At 43.6% G+C, this 20,081-nt stretch carries 18 protein-coding genes and 1 pseudogene; 6 read left to right on the top strand and 13 right to left on the bottom strand.

What is annotated here, in order from left to right; genetic code table 11:
* Positions 1 to 84 precede the first annotated feature (84 nt).
* From J5O05_RS15945 to J5O05_RS15930, 4 genes are read right to left on the bottom strand one after another with little or no spacing between them, the layout of a single operon-like run.
* The gene (locus J5O05_RS15945; protein WP_208842901.1) at positions 85 to 885 is read right to left on the bottom strand and encodes a hypothetical protein; all 801 of its coding nucleotides are present in this window, start codon (positions 883 to 885) and stop codon (positions 85 to 87) included.
* Positions 878 to 1,675: a DUF3450 family protein gene (locus J5O05_RS15940; protein ID WP_208842900.1), complete on the bottom strand. Its 798-nt coding sequence runs from the start codon at positions 1,673 to 1,675 to the stop codon at positions 878 to 880. Before J5O05_RS15940 ends, J5O05_RS15945 begins: the two co-directional genes overlap by 8 nt.
* A 4-nt stretch (positions 1,676 to 1,679) precedes the next feature.
* Positions 1,680 to 2,423 (bottom strand): DUF4198 domain-containing protein, encoded by a 744-nt coding sequence (locus tag J5O05_RS15935; protein ID WP_208842899.1) that lies wholly within the window; start codon positions 2,421 to 2,423, stop codon positions 1,680 to 1,682.
* An 8-nt stretch (positions 2,424 to 2,431) separates the two neighbouring features.
* Positions 2,432 to 2,923 carry a DUF2271 domain-containing protein gene (locus J5O05_RS15930; RefSeq protein ID WP_208842898.1) on the bottom strand — a complete coding sequence of 164 codons (492 nt, stop codon included), beginning with the start codon at positions 2,921 to 2,923 and terminating at the stop codon, positions 2,432 to 2,434.
* A gap of 175 nt (positions 2,924 to 3,098) precedes the next feature.
* On the opposite strand from J5O05_RS15930, the gene J5O05_RS15925 reads away from it, so the two are divergent.
* The 3 genes from J5O05_RS15925 to J5O05_RS15915 all read left to right on the top strand — a co-directional run bounded on the left by J5O05_RS15925 (position 3,099) and on the right by J5O05_RS15915 (position 6,595).
* A complete protein-coding gene (locus tag J5O05_RS15925) occupies positions 3,099 to 5,282 on the top strand; it encodes a TonB-dependent receptor (protein WP_244369689.1) in 2,184 nt (727 codons plus the stop codon).
* A gap of 64 nt (positions 5,283 to 5,346) precedes the next feature.
* Entirely contained in the window at positions 5,347 to 6,027 is a 681-nt protein-coding gene (locus tag J5O05_RS15920) for a Fe2+-dependent dioxygenase (protein ID WP_208842897.1), read from the top strand.
* Positions 6,028 to 6,175: 148 nt separating this feature from the next.
* Complete coding sequence (locus J5O05_RS15915; protein ID WP_208842896.1) at positions 6,176 to 6,595, top strand: BLUF domain-containing protein; 420 nt, start codon at positions 6,176 to 6,178, stop codon at positions 6,593 to 6,595.
* 61 nt (positions 6,596 to 6,656) lie between these two features.
* Here the strand turns inward: J5O05_RS15915 and J5O05_RS15910 are convergent, their stop codons facing one another.
* Positions 6,657 to 7,676: a hypothetical protein gene (locus J5O05_RS15910; protein ID WP_208842895.1), complete on the bottom strand. Its 1,020-nt coding sequence runs from the start codon at positions 7,674 to 7,676 to the stop codon at positions 6,657 to 6,659.
* Positions 7,627 to 9,021 carry a hypothetical protein gene (locus J5O05_RS15905; RefSeq protein ID WP_208842894.1) on the bottom strand — a complete coding sequence of 465 codons (1,395 nt, stop codon included), beginning with the start codon at positions 9,019 to 9,021 and terminating at the stop codon, positions 7,627 to 7,629. The genes J5O05_RS15910 and J5O05_RS15905 overlap by 50 nt, the downstream gene beginning before the upstream one ends.
* 369 nt (positions 9,022 to 9,390) lie before the next feature.
* Between J5O05_RS15905 and J5O05_RS15900 the strand changes: the two are divergent.
* Positions 9,391 to 9,886, top strand: a pseudogene (locus tag J5O05_RS15900) (RNA methyltransferase).
* Here the strand turns inward: J5O05_RS15900 and J5O05_RS15895 are convergent.
* The 5 genes from J5O05_RS15895 to J5O05_RS15875 all read right to left on the bottom strand — a co-directional run bounded on the left by J5O05_RS15895 (position 9,879) and on the right by J5O05_RS15875 (position 13,681).
* On the bottom strand, positions 9,879 to 11,093 hold the full coding sequence (locus J5O05_RS15895) for a sensor histidine kinase (RefSeq protein ID WP_208842893.1): 1,215 nt from the start codon (positions 11,091 to 11,093) through the stop codon (positions 9,879 to 9,881). The pseudogene J5O05_RS15900 and the gene J5O05_RS15895 sit on opposite strands and share 8 nt — an antisense overlap.
* Positions 11,090 to 11,791 carry a response regulator gene (locus J5O05_RS15890; RefSeq protein WP_208842892.1) on the bottom strand — a complete coding sequence of 234 codons (702 nt, stop codon included), beginning with the start codon at positions 11,789 to 11,791 and terminating at the stop codon, positions 11,090 to 11,092. The genes J5O05_RS15895 and J5O05_RS15890 overlap by 4 nt, the downstream gene beginning before the upstream one ends.
* On the bottom strand, positions 11,791 to 12,156 hold the full coding sequence (locus J5O05_RS22910) for a DUF3019 domain-containing protein (RefSeq protein ID WP_377096508.1): 366 nt from the start codon (positions 12,154 to 12,156) through the stop codon (positions 11,791 to 11,793). The genes J5O05_RS15890 and J5O05_RS22910 overlap by 1 nt, the downstream gene beginning before the upstream one ends.
* A 7-nt stretch (positions 12,157 to 12,163) precedes the next feature.
* A complete protein-coding gene (locus tag J5O05_RS15880) occupies positions 12,164 to 13,030 on the bottom strand; it encodes a MipA/OmpV family protein (RefSeq protein ID WP_208842890.1) in 867 nt (288 codons plus the stop codon).
* Positions 13,031 to 13,360: 330 nt separating this feature from the next.
* Positions 13,361 to 13,681, bottom strand: coding sequence for a DUF6968 family protein (locus J5O05_RS15875; RefSeq protein ID WP_208842889.1), 321 nt, complete (start codon positions 13,679 to 13,681; stop codon positions 13,361 to 13,363).
* A 195-nt stretch (positions 13,682 to 13,876) separates the two neighbouring features.
* Here J5O05_RS15875 and J5O05_RS15870 point away from each other — a divergent pair, with 195 nt between their 5' ends.
* Positions 13,877 to 14,902 (top strand): hypothetical protein, encoded by a 1,026-nt coding sequence (locus J5O05_RS15870; RefSeq protein ID WP_208842888.1) that lies wholly within the window; start codon positions 13,877 to 13,879, stop codon positions 14,900 to 14,902.
* A gap of 80 nt (positions 14,903 to 14,982) precedes the next feature.
* Positions 14,983 to 15,399 (top strand): hypothetical protein, encoded by a 417-nt coding sequence (locus J5O05_RS15865; RefSeq protein ID WP_208842887.1) that lies wholly within the window; start codon positions 14,983 to 14,985, stop codon positions 15,397 to 15,399.
* Between the two features lie 134 nt (positions 15,400 to 15,533).
* Here J5O05_RS15865 and J5O05_RS15860 read toward each other — a convergent pair whose 3' ends face one another.
* Positions 15,534 to 18,713 (bottom strand): efflux RND transporter permease subunit, encoded by a 3,180-nt coding sequence (locus J5O05_RS15860; RefSeq protein WP_208842886.1) that lies wholly within the window; start codon positions 18,711 to 18,713, stop codon positions 15,534 to 15,536.
* Position 18,714: 1 nt separating this feature from the next.
* Entirely contained in the window at positions 18,715 to 19,959 is a 1,245-nt protein-coding gene (locus tag J5O05_RS15855) for an efflux RND transporter periplasmic adaptor subunit (RefSeq protein WP_208842885.1), read from the bottom strand.
* Positions 19,960 to 20,081: the final 122 nt, after the last annotated feature.

Genomic DNA, 20,081 nt, shown 5'->3' with positions numbered 1-20,081 from the left:
TGTAAAAGTTGACCCGCGATGCCCATCCCAGCAAATCGTTCAGGAGAGGATTGCAATACACGAAGTCCTGCAACACTTGGCAGACTAGGAAGTCGCCACAATTGCAGCGCTTTGTATGCCGCGATACACAACGCGAACAGTGCAAATAGCACAATTGGGATAACCCACACACCACCTTTTGTTAGGTGTTGATAAACGGTTTCTTTGGTTTGCGCTTGCAATAGGAACTCGGCTTTGGCTTGGATCGAATACTAGCTGAGCATTTTTTTCACCCCGCCAGGACGCTGATTGCGTGTCTGAATAGCCATATTCAGCGCGCCACGTGTTGTCGACGAACGACGCCAGTCCAACCTCACCGGAATGTTGGTAAAGTTTTACAGGACCCAAATCTAGAATGTGCCCCGGCTCAATTTTACCATCTGTAAGTACTAAAGACTGAGATTGCCATTGTGGTGCCAAACTCGCAGCCATGTGTTTGGCAACAACATTAAGTGCGTCTAACTGCGCTTCAAAATCAGAGCCTGTATCGACTTTAACATCACGTGCAAAAGTAGAGAGCATATGCTGCTGGTACTGAGCTTGCTCTTTCCACGTTTGTAAACGTTTTTCCAGCGTACTCAAACTTAAATTTTGTTCGTCTAACACGCGCTGAGCAACCGCAGCCTGTTCACGCAACTTTTCGACTGCTTGAGATTGCTTAAATAACGCTTTTCCAAGTTGACGACGTTCCGCTCGAATTTGCTCTGTTGTTTTAGCAAGCGCTTGCTGACTTTTTTGAATATCGTTTATTAGACTTTGCTCGGTAGATGCTGCATTCACATCCAAACTCGCAAACACGCCGGAAAAAGCCAAAAGTACGGGTAATGCAAAACTAAGCTTAACCATTTGAAGGGCCTCCTAACGTCGGTGTCGCAACGTAAGGCAACTGGATAAGAGACGCCGGCTGCTGTTTGCGATACATTGCAATCGCACTTACAAGTGCTGCGGTATCTAAGTCATTCACGGCAGTCCAAACCCATGATGTTCCCTTAGGCGCACCTACCCCAGTGGTTTTTCCATCTTTACTAATAAACCACGCTTGGCTTACGCCAACATAAAGCTGATCCACCATAAACTCTTCGCCATTGAGCTGAATCGGCGCTTCATGTACCACTATGCGTTTTTGAAAATCTGCCCACTGTTGATAAAGCGCAAGTACATCCTGTAACTGATTGGCATCCGTTTGTGCACTGATGTCTCCTTGCCATTTAAGCAACGTCTCATTCCACGCGTTTTGCAGTACTGGCGGTAAACGAGAAACAATTTGACTCAATTGTTTACGATGGAATTTCAACGCGGATTGCAATTCGAATTGTTGCTTTTCAAGACGTTGCTGTTCACTGGCCAACGACTCACGCTTCTGAGCGACTTCCGATTGCCCCCCTTGCTTCGAGGAAACATTCCGATTTAATGTTTCAAACTCTTGTTGAAGCAATTGCAACTGTTGTTCTAGCAGTGGTTTTTCCGCCGCCCATTCGCTTTCAACTCGCTGTTGCTGCGCACTTAATTGCAACCACTTCTCAACTAAATTTGGCATGCTTTCAGCTTGGTTATTGGCTTTAACCGACAATACTGGCATAGCCAGTATTGTCGTCACGATTAGTATCGCTTTTTTACTTTTCCCCATCCCTTTCATTGCGTTAGTTCACCTGCACTTCTAAGGCAAGACCCAGTGAACTGCGAAGGAATTTGGCTTCTGCATCGTTCTCAAGCTCTTCAGATACACCCGCTTTAACCCAATAGCGACCAGCATCATCTAACGTTACACTCAGCTTACCCGCCTCATCCGTGGTAAACGTCCATGATTGTGGCTGGTCAAGATACGCGCCACCTTCTTTCACAAACGTCACTTCAAGTTGGCTTGCCGCCTTGCCTTGATTGAAAAATTGCAGTTCAAACGCTTCTTCTGCAACGATATCCGCAGGCAAGGTTAACGCTTTAACATCCAAATAATTCGCGGCTACATCCATTGATGCTGTTGGTGCTCCAACGGTCAAAAAGCTCACTAAACGAGTGAACGTGCGCGTTGGTGGACGTTTACTTTTCGTGCCTGGCTTTGGTTTACGAACGGTTGGACCAAATTCAGCAACTAGCTTATGAGTGCCTTCATGCTGAAGCTCAACAAGCACGTTGCTTTTTAAACTATTCAGCTCCGTGACCTCTAATGTGTGCACTGTATTTTTTGCGTCAATCAGTTTTACAGCATCTGGTTTCAATGCGCGTTCAATTTCAAAGGGATGCTCACCAAGCGCGATATCTACATCAACAAATTGAGCACGCTCCTCCTTTGGAAGATTAAAAACTGAAGGCTTAAACCACATCGTGTGGGCAGCTGCGGTAGTCGACATCAATGCAAGTGCAGCAACAAGGATAGATTTTTTCATGAGGACTCCTAAGACTTAACAACAAACGAAATAGCGGCTAGCTCATGCGAACCTTGTACTGATTTGGCATCTTTGCCGTATTGGAAAGGTAAACATTGAATTTCACGCCCACCTTTTTCACGTGCAGCTTCAACGCACAAACTGTAGCGACCTTGTGCCAACACTTCATTGTTATCCGATAGCCCATTCCATAGGATCTGATGTTGACCTGAGTACTTTGTTGCACCAGTAAAGCCATCAAGCACCGTTTCATTCGCGCGAAGCACTCGGCGGTAATATCGTTTAAGATCAGGCAACCATTTGTCTTTTTGTTTCCAAAGCGCTAGGTTTTTCAATACTTGCTTGCTGTCATCTTCAATCCAGATAGCCACGTATGGGCGGTGATACTGGCCTTCACTAATAACAGGCAACTCGACATTCAATTCATATTCAACGGCAGTTGCATTTGCCGCGGCACTCGCGACAAGTCCCAAAAATGTAAACGCTTTAATTACCTTCATATCGTTATTATTCAGTCTAATAGGATGATGGTCAGAATTATGCCCTGTATAAAATAATAGTTCAAGCGATAATTATTCTCATTTACATTGGTATTTATGTTTGCTAGAGTTCGCTCCGATTTTAACAATAATGCCGTTATCAATTTGACGGCGCGCTCGAATAATTGGAGTCAAAATGTCTAATTCTGTTTCTTCAAAAGGTAAATTGGTGAAGTTAGCACCGATGTTACCATTGGCTGTTGCAGGTGTAGTTAGCACCGCTCATGCGACTGAAATTAAAGAACTTGCAGTGTCAAAAGCAAAAGCTGAACAGCAGCAGAGTTACCAAGCTACGCAATCTACAAACCACAAAAACACACAATCACTTGCTGAAACGCCTAAAACAGTCAGCGTGATCACGCAATCTCTTATGCAAGACCAAGGTGTTGACAGCCTACGTGACGCGCTTCGCAACGTTGCAGGTATTTCTCTTGCGGCTGGTGAAGGTGGTGCGCCAACAGGTGATAGCCTGTCTATTCGTGGTTTCAGTGCAAGCACAGACATCTTTATCGATGGCATCCGTGATGTTGCTGGCTACTATCGTGACACGTACAATTTAGAAGCGGTTGAAGTAAGCAAAGGCCCAAGTTCTGCGCAAGCTGGCAGAGGTTCAACTGGTGGTAGCATTAACCTTGCAACCAAAGGGGCTAAACTAGACAACTTCAACGAAGTTTCAGCGCGTCTTGGTAGCGAAAGTGATTACCGTGCAACTATCGATTCAAACGTTCAAATTAATGACACAAGTGCAGTGCGCGTAAACGCGGTCATCGACGATGCTGACGTGTCAGGCCGTGATTTTGTTAATAACAGCAAACATGCTATCGCCCTTTCAGCAGCTACGGGCCTTGGCACAGATACACGTTTCCAAATCAATGGTGAATACCAATCACAGGACAACCTGCCAGATTATGGTTTACCATGGGTACCAACGGGTACTGATGAAAAGCCGTTAATTGACGCACTTAAATCGCAAGAAAACAGCGCGCCAAACGTACCTTTCTCTAACTTCTACGGTAGCGTTGACCGTGACTACGAAGAAATTGATGCGCACTCTATCACCGCGAAATTCGAGCACGACTTGTCTGCAAACACAACGGTTCGCGTACAAGGCCGTGTCGGCTCTGTTGAGCGTGAGTCGATTGTTTCGGCACCACGTTTTAAAGATGCGTCAAAATCTGCAGAAATTCGTCTAGATACACAAAAAACACGTGATACCAAGGACAGCCTAACCGCAATCCAAGCAGACCTTTCGGGCCGCTATTTTGTTGGTTCTATACAACATGACTTGGTTGCTGGTGTTGAATATTCAAAAGAAAGCTTCAAGCGCTGGAATTTAGTCAGCGAAACTGACAACTACAAGAACGACAAAGTAACAATTGATCTGTTTAATCCAGTTCAAGTTGACTTTACAGGCAGCTACACTCGCGCGCCTGGCAGTACGTTAGCGGAAGGTGTGACAAAGGCGGCGTACGTTTTCGATACCATTACACTTAATGAGCAATGGCAACTGACTGGTGGCCTTCGTTTAGATCACTTTGATGTTGATTATCAATACGATTATGACGACCCATCGCTTTCAGTATCAAAAACAGAAAGTGAACTGAGCTGGAATGCTGCAGCCCTTTACAAGCTAAACGCTGAATCTAACCTGTATTTTGCGATGGGCAATAGCTTCAACCCGTCTGCGGAAGGTTTAACTATCCGTACAGGTCGTGGCCTTGAAGATCTTGACCCTGAAGAAACACGCGACGCTGAATTCGGTATCAAACAACAATGGTTTGATGGTGATTTAAGCACTCACGTTGCACTTTTCCGTGTTGAGAAAGACAATGCTCGTACACGTGAACTAGATGACACATATACCTTAAATGGCGGTCAACGCGTTCAAGGTATTGAATTTAGCGCGATGGGTCAGGTTAACCGTGACTTTAACATCGTGACTTCATTTAGCTTCCAAGACAGCGAAGTGTTGTCTGCAAGCGAGCGTGAGATTGCAACGGTTGGTTCTGAATTAGCTCGTACGCCTAAGTTCTCAAGCTCAGTTTGGGGTCGCTACCAAATTTCTGAGAAACTTGCGGTTGGCTTGGGTGCAAACTATGTAGGCAAACGTTACAACAGTGCTGATGCAAACACGCGCAAAGAAGCGGATGCCTATACACTTCTTAACTTGATGGTAACCTATCAAGTAAACAAAGACTTAGGTGTACAATTCAACGCAACAAACCTAACAGACAAAGAATACATTGAACAACTTGGTGGTGGCCACTTTGTACCTGGCGAAGGCCGTTACATGGGTCTATCAGCGAACTATAAGTTCTAATCGCTGTACTGGGGTAAAAGCATGTCTTTTACCCCAATTAAATCTAGAATGTTGAGGAGTAGTAATGTTACTTAAAATCCCTGGTGTTTTGACCAAAGAACAAGTCGCCCAGTGTAAAGCAAAGCTGGAAGACGCTGAGTGGCTAGACGGAAACGTCACTGCTGGCTATCAATCAAGCCAAGCAAAAAACAACTTACAACTACCTGAGCAATCTGCAACGGCTATTGAAATTGGTGATGTCATTTTACGAGCGCTTGCACAAAACAATTTGTTTATGTCGGCGGCCCTCCCTTTAAAGATTTTCCCACCTCTTTTCAACTGCTATCAAGGTGGCCAAAATTTCGGTATTCACGTAGACAACGCGATACGCCAAGTGCCAGGGACCCCCGTCAAGGTGCGTACAGATTTGAGTATGACGGTGTTCTTTTCAGAACCCGAAGAATACCAAGGTGGCGAGCTTGTCATCGAAGATACCTACGGCGCACATTCAGTGAAACTCGCGGCGGGCGACATGGTGTTATACCCATCCACCAGTTTACACCGGGTTATGCCTGTGACTGCGGGCCGCCGACTAGCCTCATTTTTCTGGCTGCAGTCTATGGTGAGCAGCGACGAGAAGCGTACGATCTTATTTGACATGGACATGGCTATTCAGCAGCTCCGTACACAAGTACAAGATTCTCCTGAAATTGTAAAATTGACGGGTGTTTACCATAACTTATTGCGCCAGTGGGCCGTGACTTAACTTAAATCTCAACCCACTCGCCTTTCCTCTCCCTAGACGGTGGATGCAGAAATTCGACATCTGCCGTCAAACTTACTTCTATTTCGAGTTGCACGAGTTCGCGCGCTGGCTATGATTAAAAAACCCCTTCCTTTTCAGGATTTGGATTATGTTTTTAGTGCGATTGGTCTACGTCAGTACTTTTAGTAAAGATTTTCAAAGTCAGGACATTGAAGCAATTCTCAATGTATCTCGAGAAAACAACCTGAAGAAGTATGTCACCGGTATGTTGTGTTTTAACCGTAAGTATTTTTTACAATGTATTGAAGGTACGAGGCAGAGTGTTAACGAAACCTATAACCGCATTGTGACCGATCCTCGCCACCACAACTTAATCATATTGGACTACAAAGAAATTGCGGTGAGGGAATTTTCAGATTGGTCTATGGGTTACATCCCTGAATCAAAACTCACGAATGACATCAACATTAATTTTGGCGGCACCAGTATTTTTTCGCCTTATGACATGTCGGGAGAGAGTGCATTTATGATGATGCTTGCGCTGAAAAGTACGGTACCGGCATTATAAGCGGCAGAAACACATTGTATTTCTGCCGCCACAGATAGTCTGACGAAGATTTGTCGAGTCATTAAGTTATATCAATGAATGACATTGTTCGATAACTTGACCGAGGCTCCTTGTAGCAGAGTTTATGCTCCGACGCATTGACTTCAAACCACGTAACTAGCGCTGGACTGCTCGTGAAGTATGGTTGTGCTATTCCTTTGCTGCATTTTAAATAACCATTTTCAACATAACAGGTCGTGGTGCCGTCGGCTTGTATACCGAATACGGTATTCAACCCTTTAAGTTGGGTTTGATAACGCGCTGCATTATCTCCCACACAGGCCCAACTTAAATCAACGAATTGAGCGCACACCGTGGTGTTGTCTACTGCGTCCAGTTTGAGCACGTTGCTCAACGTTAAAATTGCTGAATTAATCTTCGTATTTTGACCAGCACACGAGGCAACGTCATCGCTATCCAACACACATGCATAATTACCTTTGGTAATAACCTGCCGCGGTGCAGTAAACACCTTAGCGAAGGTCAAAGCTTGATAACGGTCATCCTTACATTGGACGTTTCGCGCACTCCACGTACATTGATACACTTCGCCTTTTACCGTGTAATAGCTGCTTGTGTTAATGGATACGCTCGTCTCTACCTCGTTTTGATTTGCGTCTTTTGCTACTAGCTTGAATGAAGGCGCTAACGAATAACTGTCACTCACCGTGACTTTCGTTACGGCGCTAGTTGGGTTTTGGATAACATGTTTCGTGCTGTTCGTCACTTTCCATGTCCCATTGAATGGCAACACAACGTCTTTATCGAGTACCAGTCCGGTTAGGTAAAATGAACTACCTTGCAGATATTGCTCTTCAAGACCTGCGTAAGCCTTCAACTTGGACGTAGAAAGCTCTGCATTCAAATTGTGTCGAGACACGTTTGTGCCGGTTTTCAGCAAGGCAACAATGGGCACGGAAGATGCTCGCAGTGGTGAGTCAATGCGAGCAGTCACCGTGACGTAACGACCTTGTTGGTTTGCTTCAAGTACATTAAATGTATTTAGACTCGAGACTCGATTCAAGGGTAATTGAATCAACAAGATGGTTTGGGTCACTTAACGTGTAAACGTGTTCAACTTGTTCTTGAGGATAAATGTGCATCGTACTTGAGCTAGTTAGGGCAACCTGACTCGCTACAGCTGCATCGCCATAATACGTAATAGTGGTTTGTGCAGTTTGTGTTTGTCCTGATTTGAGTTTCGCTTTATAGGTAAAGAGATAAGGTAACGCCTCGGCATTCACACTTGGGAAAGTCACGTCCAATTTGCCTTTGCTGCTGACCACAAATTGTTGACCAATATTGCCAATTTCCCACTGAAACTCAGCAATCTCATCGAGGTTTATTTCAGTGACGGAAATCACCGCTTTATGCCCTGTCGCTGCTGTTTGTCTATCCGCTTTTAAAATAATCGGAGAGGCTGCCGTTGCGTTTTTCACTGTCACTTTCGTGGTATCCGACGCTTGCAATCCCGATTTGGTGGTCAATTTAAGCGACACATCAAAGGTGGTATCATTCTCCACGTCTGGCGCTTTAAACTTAAACTGCTTTGTCCCAATGCTGATGACTTCAGGTTCTGGTTTTGGTTGCCAGTCCCATTCAATAAACTCAATTTCTTCGTCTGTCACAACATTTGCAACCAGCTCCCCTTCTTGAGCTTCAATCACTTCAATTGGCTCGGGCAAATCGACCGTAATCGAATGAATAGATTCGGCTTTGACGGTTAGTTTTGTTTTGGCTTCATACAGTGCTTGGGTTGTGGACAAGGTAACGACAACATCAAAGTCGGCATCTTGGCTCAACGTTGGAGCGCGAAATTCTGCCGAAGTGGTGCCTGAATAATCTGAAAAATCGTTCACCTTTTGAAGTTCTCGTGGAGTAAAGCCCACAAACGACCAATCAACAGCGGTAATTGGATAGGGACTATCAAATTTGACTGGAATTTTAATCACATCGTTTTGCTTCACCGAATAGGCTGTGGCCAAGTCAAATAAGGCCACGTTGCTAGATGCCTTCGGAGTGACCGTAACAACATGCGTCTTCACCGTCGAATTGTTCGCGGAATCTGTCACGGTTAAAGTGAGCGTTACCGTTGTTAAGGTCTGAACGGCTGGCATTGATACTTCAGCTTGTGTATTGGTGACATTTGAAAAAACAACGCCCGCCAGACTGCTTGACCACTGAACCTGTAAAACGTCATTTTCTCTATCGTTAAGCTGAGTCCGTAACAAGAAATGCGACTCGGCTTGCACCTTAGTTTCGCCTTCAATCACAATCGTTGGAGCTTGATTTTTTGTGTCACCCGGAGAGACCGTACCTGAAGCGCCTCCCCCACCACCACAGGCGGTTAATGTAAGTATCAGACTAGCAATTAAGAGCTTACGCATAATTTATCCTTATCCATGCGAATGTTTCCAAATCAAATACTAGCTGAATATTGCTCTAAGAAACAAGCGAATAAAAGAAATATTCCAGTTAAAGAACAACCACGTAACCCTTTGTAATCATGAAAATTATTGTTAAAAACCAGACTTAAACCCGGCTGACAAAGTTTCGAAAAGCTGAATAAAAAATCAACACATTGAATTCGCACAAATTACTGGACGCGAAAAACGCAAGAATTAAGTTCGACTCCAGTGCAATAGTTTTAGATAATGTCGGGCCGATGGTCCGTTCAACCGCCTAGATTGGCATTTATTTATTGAGAACGTCCTAAATTTCTCAAAGAATAATGAATACAGAAGGTATAAATCACCATGACGCAGCTAGTTCTAATTAACCCAAAAAGCCCAACGAATGTCGGCGGAGTAATGCGCGCTGCGGGGGTGCTATGGAGCACAACGAGTTTGGTATACCGGAGAACGATACGGTTATGCACGGAAATTTGCGACGGACACCAAACAACGCGTAGATGAAATTCCACTCGAAGCCCTTGCGAGCCTAGCAGACATTAAGACTGCACAAACTCGTATCGTCGCTGTAGAACTCGTTGATGGAGCAACACCGCTGCCATTTTACGAACATCCTGAAAACGCCATTTATGTATTTGGCCCAGAAGATGGCTCATTAAAACAGGATGTCTTGTCGATTTGCGACGATGTTGTTTACATTCCTACCACTGGCTGTATGAATCTCGCCGCTACGGTGAATGTGGTGCTTTATGACCGCACAGCCAAGAGCCAACATACGGACTATTCACGTGAATTTATATTAAAAAATCGCGATACCAACAATCGAGTAAAAGTTAAATAACAAGTGGTTTTGGAAACAATAGCGTAAATTGGGCACCACCAAGATGAGAACGCCCGATAGAGCAAGTTGCACCATGCCAGTCGGCTATGCGCTTCACTATTGCAAGCCCTAGCCCAAAACCCTTTTTATCAGGGGAATGATTTGCGAGTCTAGAAAAGGGTTCAAATGCACGGTCATATTGAGCTTCATCAATACCATCACCATTGTCTTCAATTATCACTTCATACCCATTTGGTAACTGATTTAAGCTTAGCCAAACGATACCATTGCCGTACTTAACAGCATTGGACAGTAGATTCGAAAATAATCGTTCTAAATGTGTGCTTTCCCCTTTTATCCAGACTTCCTCCATTTCAATGTTGTCGGTAAACTTAATGTCGACTTGATTAACTTTGCTCACCGTTTGAGATAACAATGTTTTTAATTCCACAGGCGTACTTATCTCGTTTAGTACAACCTCCTCAAGTCGAGCATATTTCAACATTTCATCGATTAACGCTTCTATCTCAAGGATATTATTTTGTACCTCACTGAAGTGTTTATCTTTTGTGGTATTTTGCATCGCTAGCGCAAATTTCAACCTCGCCAATGGGGTTCGTAACTCATGAGAGACGGCGTTCACTAAGTATCGTTGATTTTCTATTAGCCCCGCCACTTTTGAAGTCAGTTTTTGAATTTCATGAGTGTGAGATGCGATAGCGCTAAAATGCACAGGGACATACTCAATATCCAGTTTACCTTCAGATAATTTTTGGGAAATTAACTTAACCTGATTTAGATCTTTCCATAAAGGTTTGAGCCACAATAGCAAAAAGCAAATTAGTGCAAAATATGACACCAGATTAAAGACTATTTTCATTTGAAAATCAGGTGCAGGTACATAATACGGACCAAGCTCATAAACGCGAAGTCCATCATTAGAAAAGAAGAAACTTACTTCTTCGCCCGAAAACAGTTCGATAATATCTCCTTTAATCAATCTATCTCGCTGGTCTTCCAACCAAGCAAAATGTTCGATTGGATAACTATCAATTTCCGCGTGATTGCCAACAGACAATTTTTCTTTTGTCACTTTGACCATTTGTCGAGCAACACTCAGAGTATCGTTATCGCCTTGGAGTTTATTCCAAGCAAATTCACTCGCTGTATTAATAACGAAAATACTTACAAAAACAACAGTCAACAAACTGACAAAAAGACGCATCATAGCGTAACATTTTCCCACGCTGTTGTTGTGCACATGTAGCCTTTCCCCCACACGGTCACTAAACGCTGTGGGTTCGTTAAATTATCACCGAGCTTTCTACGTAATTTGCAAACCCGAATGTCGATACTTCGGTCTAGTCCATCATATTCTCGACCAAGCACCCTCATGTATATGTCATCGCGTTTTAGTACTTGTCCCGCGTTACTCGCAAGAAGCCACAATAAATCATATTCTTGAGTGGTTAACTCGATGTTGGTATCACCCAAATAAACTTGCCTTGCCTGATGTACAAGTCGAAGTACGCCAAGCTCAATCACTGACGTATCAGACTGAGCCGTATGCGCTCTTCTCAAAAGTGCCCCAACGCGAGCCAAGAGAACATAAGGTTCAGCTGGCTTCACAACGTAATCATCTCCTCCAAGTTCTAGCCCTTTGACTTGATCAAAATTGTTATCTTTTGCGGTCAAAAACAAAACAGGGCCTGAATAGTTAGGTCGAATATGTTTACAAACGGTAAAACCATCTATATCTGGTAGCATTACGTCGAGAATAACTAATTCCGGTTGCATCCGAATAATTTGATTAATAGCGGCATTGCCATTATCTACAGTCCGTACTTCGTGCCCATTTTCTTTCAGAAAGTCAGAAGTTAATGATGCCAAACGGTGATCATCTTCAACGAGTAATATTTTAGCCACTAGAAAATACTCCAATCGTTTTTTAGTTTGCGCCTAAACTTTCTGCTAGTTGCGGAGACTACACGCAATTTTTCCGTTTTTATCGTATTTCCTTGTTTACTTTTCAACGCAACCAAATCATTGTTAGAAAAAGTGATATCAAAACTTTCTTTAATTCTCGATACGGTATACCAGCATTTCATAGGCACCTCCTCGAGAAACAAACAATAACTGCCTTCTTGATTAAAATCCCATTCTACGGAGACTTGCATTGAACACGTCACTTTCTGCTCTGGAACAATGCAGATTCTCGGCGTTAAGAAAGAAGAGGCTTTTGATACCTCATTTGCATCCACACAACCGCAAAATAAGAAAAGTAGTACCATTACTAAATTAAAATTCATAAACCGCAGAAATAAAGTAGTCAAACGTAGATGATTGGTGAACAAGCGGACTTCTGTACATTTCGCGACTGAGTTTTTGATAACGTATAAACATGTTAAACCGCCATTTTTCGTTAATCGGTCTCGTGTAACTCCCCCCAAAATGGTGAGACAACCCGCCATTTAACTCTATAAAATCATCATTATAATCCGTGTCTTTTTGACCTATTCCATAATAGTAATCATTTAATCCGCTGCTTGAATAATCGAACCCTACGCCAAGACCAAGGGCGTCATCACTAAAAATGACTGAACTAAAATATTTCGTAAAATCAGCACCTACATGATATCCCTTATAAACGTTGGAAATGTCATACAGCCAATTCACTCTCAACTTCATGGATTGAGACAAATAAAAGTTACTGACAAGCCCTGCATCTAATGCAAAACTTCGACTGCCCACCGTATCAACTGATGGTGGCAGGTCTCGTTTTGGATCAAAGTACACTGAGTTAATGAGTACTCCATCAATGCCTAAAAACAGGTTTGATGGATGGAATTGATGAAAAAGTGATGCTTGTTTGTTGGGTGTTGAAACCACACTTACGTCGTATTTTTCATCGTTTATAAAGGTATATCCGATTTCTGTATTTTCGATGTACCAAGATTCAGCGTAGTAGCTAAAATTGGGTATGACAACAAGTGGAAAATCTTCACCACCGTTTAGAGGATTGTCTAGCCGCCCGTACCCGAGAGCAAGATTGAACTTCCATTCACCTACGCGCTGACAAGAGGGACTGTTTTCGTCACATTCCAATTCTCTAGCAGAGGCTTGACTTATCAATAAGCCAAACACAAGCAACAAAAGTCTTTTCACAGTCTTCCCCTTGATTATAATTTGCCAAAACTACCCCACTGCATGGTCAGATAAAAAGACTTAACAACACAATATAACAAATAAAGTTCAGACCCATAGCTTGGTACACTAATCAGAATAATAAAACTCCCTGCGTGTATTTAAAATTTATCAAGTAAATAAGTCCGTTGATTTCGACTCTAGTTTGAATCCCTGCTTAGTTTTTTCGTTTCCAGACATTTAGTAAAAGAGAGACTCGTGCTAATTTCAATTAAAAATCAATGTTTAAGTAACAAACAATGAATTCAATATTACTGCTAGAGCTGCCTTCTCGAATATTTATTTACTTGGTTATATTTCAAACTCATCAAAAAGCTCAATTTGCGCATTGAAACGCTGTGCAATTTCGCTCACCCATTTAGTCACGCAGTAACTCATCGCCAGCTCTAAAGCTTGGAAACTATCGACTCCACAAGCATAGTCATGGATTTTTTCGTTTTGAAATATAACTTGAATTGGACAACGCCAGTCAAGGCCTACAACCGTTTCAACATCTTGAACAGGTAAGCCAACGCACACGGTGAGTTTCCAATTTTGAGTCCGCGTTTTCAGTATGTACTGACGCTCCGCAATCTTTTCCGAGAACGATAAATTGATTGGTGGCAACGACATAATGAACATCCCTAATTTCCATCAAATAAATTTACCTTTATTAGATACAACTGCATACAAAATAAAAAGGCCGTTTCTGTTGTGAATTGTTATTCGATAACGATAAAAACAACATTTGAAAACAATGTCTGTACAGAAAAAAACCACCTCAACGTATTACCATGCACACATCATTTATCGACAGAGGTATTCAAAATGAGACACTTTTTAACCCTATCAGCACTTACTCTAGTTTTATTATCAGGATGTGGTGGCACAAGCGACTCAAAAGTCACGCCTGTCGTCAGTGAAAAAGAAGTGCACCTAATTAAACCAGAAGATCTAAAGGGACATTTAGCTACACTGATGCAGCAATACGTGCAGGTGGGCCTAAGTGTTGAAGGAAAAGAATACACCTATCTGCAATTGCTATCAGCAGATGAGGAAACCGGAATAATCAATCTAAAATTCAGCGAAGGTATCGTGCAAATTGCGCTCGCTGACGATGAAATAAAAGAAATGGCGTTAATACTCGGTCAGTTCAAAGAGCCTAAGAAATGGAATTATGTGGAGCAAAGCGAGTTCGAGACGACACAAATACTTAAATTCAGAGACGGTATCTCGACAGATTTAAACGAAGATACTGTCGCATTTGAAGCCAACTTGGCAGACTCGAACACAAGTGAACTTTACACTGTAACGTTAAGATTCAATGACTCAATAACTGAAGCTGGCAATGCAACGCTTGAACTAGAAGGTGATACCGTTAAGGTAGCTGGTACACTTGGTTGGAAAACCTATGTAGATTTAGAAAATTTGCTAGCAGATAACCCTAACACTACTCGTTTTGAGTTAGTAAACGTGTCAGGTTCAGTCGATGATTCCGTGAATATGCACACAGGCCGCTTAATCCGACAACATAAACTTGAAACCTATATTGCGAATGGCAACCAAGCGTATTCTGGTGGTGTAGACCTCTTTGCTGCAGGCACTAAACGAACAGCTGAAACTAACGCAATCCTTGGCGTACATTCTTGGTGCTGCTCTGTTGATGGTAAGCCAGCGAATAAGCTCCCGGAAAATCACCCTGAACATGGTGCGCAACTAACCTATTTCCGCGAGATGTTAGGTAAAACGAAAGGACCTGAATTTTACTTTTTTACCATTAATGCAGCAAATCCTGACGAAATTCACAAAATGACTCGCGCGGAAATGGAGAAATACTCGCTCGTTTCACAATAATAAGTTCTTATGTGTGCTTTTTAATCAAACTAGGGAATGAGGAACTAAAAAGCACACCCCCTTAATAAATTTAATCTCCTATGAAAATTCAATACCTGAACACCGATTTAATTTTAAAATCCCCCAATGATTTAACGCCTATCGTTAATGCATTCGCTCACAATGTCATTGTATTGCACAATGATAAACGATCCGGATACTACTACACGGTATTCGAGAGCATAGATGAGAACCTGAGACATCCAAATTCCGTTATTACGCATTTTGCGCAACTCGTTGATTCACTGAATCCAGATGAGCGTAGACTATGGAATGAATGCTATTCAAAGACCTTTGACATTGGTTATGAAGGCGGTACAGCGCATCAAAGTTATACGGACGAAATACGAGCAGATACACTTGTTTCTGCAGCGCACATTGGTGCTGGTATTGCGGTAACGGTTTACCCTATGTGCAAAGATTTTCTGGAAATCATCGAGATGCAAAGTGCATCATGAACACGCTTTACGCAATCATCTAAATAGCGAAATGTAATCTGCGATTCAACTCGTTTTCATATTATGGATGAGGCATTCGACGTTTGGTCATCGAGCATTCCTTGCAAATCTATCGAATGCCTCAAAATAGCGGATTAAGAATGTTGCGCTGAAGACGTGAGCGCTGTGTCTTGCGTGTCTGCTTCTGCTTTTGCTTTTTTACGGCGTAAGAGGAAATAGAACACCGGCGTTAGAATTAAACCAAATACGGTTACCCCTATCATTCCAGAAAACACTGCAATACCCATGGCCTGACGCATTTCGGCACCTGCTCCTGTCGATGTAACCATCGGCAGTACACCCATAATAAAGGCAATAGACGTCATTAATATTGGACGCAGACGTAAGCGGCTCGCTTCTTTAATCGCATTGAGCGTGGACATGCCTTTGTCTTCAAGCTCTTTGGCAAACTCAACAATAAGGATGGCGTTTTTCGTTGCAAGGCCCACCAAGACAATGAAACCAATTTGCGTGAAAATGTTGTTGTCACCACCATACATAATAACCCCTGTCATCGCAGACAACAGTGTCATGGGCACGATGAGAATAATCGCAAGCGGTAACGACAAACTTTCATATTGCGCAGCCAACACCATGAACACCAACACGACAACTAACGGGAACACGAGTAACGAGGTATTGCCGGCTAGAATCTGTTGATACGTTAATTCAGTCCACTCGTAACTCATACCAAGTGGTAACGTCTCGTCTAAGATTTTCTCAATGGCTGCACGCGCTTGACCTGAACTGAATCCTGGCGCAGGCGCACCATTCACTTCCGCGGTTGGATACGCATTGTAATGCATCACTCGGTCAGGTCCTGCCGCATGCTTCACAGAAAGGAAAGCGCCCAGTGGTACCATTTCACCAAATTCGTTACGTACTTTTATCTGGCGGATCTGCTCCGGCTCTTGACGGAAAGACTCCTCGGCTTGCACGTTCACCTGATAAGTACGACCGAAGCGGTTAAAATCGTTCACGTACAGCGAACCCAAATACGCTTGCATTGTGTCGAAAATTGTATCGACGTCAACACCTTGACTCATCGCTTTCGTGCGATCCAAATCAACATCAAGTTGAGGCACATTGACTTGGAAACTTGAAAAGTTGCCCGTCAGCTCTGGCGCTGCCCATGCTTTTCCAACCACTTGCTGAGTCACTTGATACAGCGTTTCAAAACCTAAGCCTGCTTTATCTTGAATCTGTAATCGGAATCCACCAATCGTCCCTAAGCCTTGTACTGGTGGCGGTGGGAATATCGCAACAAATGCCCCTTGAATTGCACCAAACTGCTGATTAAGTTGTGCAGCGATTGCCCCCGCAGAAAGCTCTGGTGATTGTCGCTCAGCGAACGATTTCAAACGAACAAACACAATGCCGCTGCTTGGACTGTTAGTAAAGCCATTGATGTTGAGACCAGGAAACGCTACCGCGTGTTCAACCCCCGGGTGTTTCAACATAATGTCTGACATCTGGCGAATTACTTCTTCGGTTCTGTCTAATGATGCAGCATCTGGTAGTTGAGCAAACGACACTAAATACTCTTTATCTTGCCCTGGTACATAGCCTGTCGGCGTTGATGAGAATTGGTGATATGTCAAACCAATGAGTCCAGCATACAACACCACGATGATACCGCTCATACGGACAAGTTTACCGACACCTTTGGTGTAACTCGACGCACCACGATCAAACAAACGATTGAACGGTGCAAAGAGCCAACGACCAAACGCTTTGTCCATAAACTTAGTAAGCCAATCTTTCGGTGCATTTGGTGACTTTAGCAATAACGCGGACAATGCAGGACTCAGCGTTAATGAATTTATTGCAGAGATCACCGTCGATATGGTGATTGTCAGGGCGAACTGTTTGTAGAATTGACCCGTTAATCCCGACATAAATGCGGTTGGAATAAATACCGCACCAAGCACAAGTGTCGTTGCCACAATAGGCCCAGTCACTTCCTGCATAGCACGCTTTGTTGCCTCAATTGGCGTAAGCCCTTCATGAATATTACGCTCTACGTTCTCAACAACAACGATGGCGTCATCAACAACAATACCAATCGCCAGCACCAGACCAAAAAGGGACAACGCATTGAGTGAAAATCCCATCATGTGCATAAACGCAAACGTGCCGACAAGTGAAATAGGCACAGCCACCAGAGGGATAACAGACGCACGCCAGTTTTGTAAAAACAACACAACGACGAGTACAACCAGTAAAATGGCTTCAAACAAGGTATTTACAACCGCTTTAATCGAGCCACGCACAAACACCGTTGGGTCATAAACAATGCTGTAATCCACGCCTTCAGGGAACGACTTCTTCAATTCAGCCATTTTCGCACGAACGTCATCCGAGATTTGGATAGCGTTAGAGCCTGGAGCTTGGAAAACTGGTAACGCAACGGCGGGTTGATTGTCGAGCAATGACCGCAGCGCATAGGTGCTAGCACCAAGTTCAATTCGCGCCACGTCACGCAGACGCGTTACCGCCCCATTTTCACCCACTTTGATGATGATGTCCGCGAACTCGTTTTCATCCGCTAAACGTCCTTTAACGTTGATCAACAATTGAAAATCGCTATCGCCTGTAGGCTGAGCACCTAAACTGCCCGCAGCTGCTTGTTGGTTCTGGCTTCGTATCGCATTTACAATATCCGATGGATTCAAACCAATTGCCGCGACCTTATGTGGGTCAAGCCATACGCGCATCGAGTATTCACCCGCGCCAAACATACGTACGTTACCAACACCATCAATACGTGCGAGCTCGTCTTTGACGTTTTGCTCAGCAAAGTTCGATAGATACAGCATGTCGTAGCGATTATCAGGAGATGTTAGATGCACCACCATGGTCAAGTCAGGTGACGATTTCTCCGTAACTACACCTAAACGCTGCACTTCTTGCGGTAAACGAGGTACTGCTCGAGCAACACGATTTTGCACCAATGTTGTGGCGTTGTCCGGATCAGTGCCAATCGCAAAGGTAATGGTCAACGTCATACGGCCGTCGGAGGTTGCTTGAGAGGACATATACAACATGTCTTCAACACCATTAATAGCGCGCTCAAGCGGTGTTGCTACGGTTTCCGCGATGACTTTTGGGTTTGCACCAGGATAGTTAGCGGTCACCACAACGGTCGGTGGCACTACTTCTGGGTATTCCGTAATAGGTAATTGCCAAACGGAAATTGCACCACCGATGAAAATCAGCAGTGAGATTACCGCAGCGAAAATCGGCCGATGAATAAAAAACTGAGAAAACTTCATCTTAGTCCTCCAAACCTAAACCCGCGGTCGCAGTTAACAGCGCCATTTGCGAGTCCTCCAAGTGATCATCTAAACGCTTTTGCAATTTGTTGAGCTGCTGAAGGTTATAGGCGTTTCCCATATCGACTTGCTGTGGCGAAACTGGCGTACCTGGTCGTACACGTTGTAAACCATTAACCACAATTTGTTCACTGCCTGTGAGGCCAGATTTGATGACGCGAAGACCCGCAATTTTATTACCAAGCTCAACCGCACGATATTGCACCGTGTTTGATTCATCTAAAACCAGTACAAACTTATGATTTAAATCAGTACCGATGGCCTTATCCTCAATCAGCACACCATTGTAACTCTCACCACCGCTGAGTTTAATGCGGGCAAACATACCGGGTAAGAATGAACCATCTTGGTTTTTAAAGACGGCGCGAGCACGGATCGTTCCCGTCGTTGGGTCGATTTGATTATCCATAAAATCAACGACACCAGCGTGGGTAAACTCATCTTCGCCCGCCAGTTGCATAAAGACAGGGTGTGCAACTTCACGGACTTCTTGTTGGCTATTTGCTTTAGCAAAACGCATATACTCTAAGAATGTTTGTTCATCCGCATCAAAGTAAGCGTATACACGATCGCTGGAAACCAACGTGGTTAATAAGCTTTGACCCGCATTAACGAAGTTACCACGTGTGATAAGCGCTCGTGAAACTCGACCGCTAATTGGCGCTTTTACTTCAGTGTACTGCAAATCAAGTAAGGCAAGTTGTAGTGATGATTGTACTGATTTAACTAGGCCTTCCATTTGCTGGACTTGAGCCTTGCGCTTGTCGACTTCTTCCTCTGCAATCGCTGCACTTTGACGTAATTTGCTGGCGCGAGCAAACTCTGTTTTAGCAAGTTGTAGGCGGCTATTCGCTTGCACAAGTTCTGCTTCTAATCGCGCAACTTCTGCTTTGAAAGGCACTTGATCGATAACAAAAAGCGTCTCCCCTTCTTCTACCATTGCACCTTCTGCGAATGTTACACGGCTGATATAACCTGAAACGCGTGGACGAAGCGCCACGTGCTCAGGCGCTTCAAGACGACCTGTGAATTCGTCCCAATCACTGATTTTTTCATTGATAACCTGTGCGACCGACACTTGTGGTGCGGCGCGTGGTGTAGGTTCTGAACTTGATACATCACTACACGCCGACAAAGTTAATATCCCTAACATTGCAAACGCGCTGACCAATTTATTTAGTTTCATGATGCCTTCCTCATTGATGACCATTTTTCAATAAGTGCATTATGAACAGAACAAAACAATAAAAAATAATTATTTGTTTATATGAAATACATCATTGTTTATGATATATAATGGAGTGGATA

It is taken from the genome of Pseudoalteromonas xiamenensis (assembly GCF_017638925.1).
Classification (GTDB): Bacteria; Pseudomonadota; Gammaproteobacteria; order Enterobacterales; family Alteromonadaceae; genus Pseudoalteromonas; species Pseudoalteromonas xiamenensis.
Note: the sequence above shows the minus strand (reverse complement) of the source record. Positions and strands in the feature narration are given on the sequence as shown.

Coding starts and splice junctions, on each gene's coding strand:
- J5O05_RS15920 (WP_208842897.1), top strand. CDS start 5,347: ATGTTACTTAAAATCCCTGGTGTTTTGACCAAAGAACAAGTCGCCCAG.
- J5O05_RS15945 (WP_208842901.1), bottom strand. CDS start 885: ATGGTTAAGCTTAGTTTTGCATTACCCGTACTTTTGGCTTTTTCCGGC.
- J5O05_RS15855 (WP_208842885.1), bottom strand. CDS start 19,959: ATGAAACTAAATAAATTGGTCAGCGCGTTTGCAATGTTAGGGATATTA.
- J5O05_RS15930 (WP_208842898.1), bottom strand. CDS start 2,923: ATGAAGGTAATTAAAGCGTTTACATTTTTGGGACTTGTCGCGAGTGCC.
- J5O05_RS15865 (WP_208842887.1), top strand. CDS start 14,983: ATGAAAATTCAATACCTGAACACCGATTTAATTTTAAAATCCCCCAAT.
- J5O05_RS15905 (WP_208842894.1), bottom strand. CDS start 9,021: ATGCGTAAGCTCTTAATTGCTAGTCTGATACTTACATTAACCGCCTGT.
- J5O05_RS15935 (WP_208842899.1), bottom strand. CDS start 2,423: ATGAAAAAATCTATCCTTGTTGCTGCACTTGCATTGATGTCGACTACC.
- J5O05_RS22910 (WP_377096508.1), bottom strand. CDS start 12,156: ATGGTACTACTTTTCTTATTTTGCGGTTGTGTGGATGCAAATGAGGTA.
- J5O05_RS15870 (WP_208842888.1), top strand. CDS start 13,877: ATGAGACACTTTTTAACCCTATCAGCACTTACTCTAGTTTTATTATCA.
- J5O05_RS15860 (WP_208842886.1), bottom strand. CDS start 18,713: ATGAAGTTTTCTCAGTTTTTTATTCATCGGCCGATTTTCGCTGCGGTA.
- J5O05_RS15895 (WP_208842893.1), bottom strand. CDS start 11,093: ATGATGCGTCTTTTTGTCAGTTTGTTGACTGTTGTTTTTGTAAGTATT.
- J5O05_RS15875 (WP_208842889.1), bottom strand. CDS start 13,681: ATGTCGTTGCCACCAATCAATTTATCGTTCTCGGAAAAGATTGCGGAG.
- J5O05_RS15940 (WP_208842900.1), bottom strand. CDS start 1,675: ATGAAAGGGATGGGGAAAAGTAAAAAAGCGATACTAATCGTGACGACA.
- J5O05_RS15915 (WP_208842896.1), top strand. CDS start 6,176: ATGTTTTTAGTGCGATTGGTCTACGTCAGTACTTTTAGTAAAGATTTT.
- J5O05_RS15925 (WP_244369689.1), top strand. CDS start 3,099: ATGTCTAATTCTGTTTCTTCAAAAGGTAAATTGGTGAAGTTAGCACCG.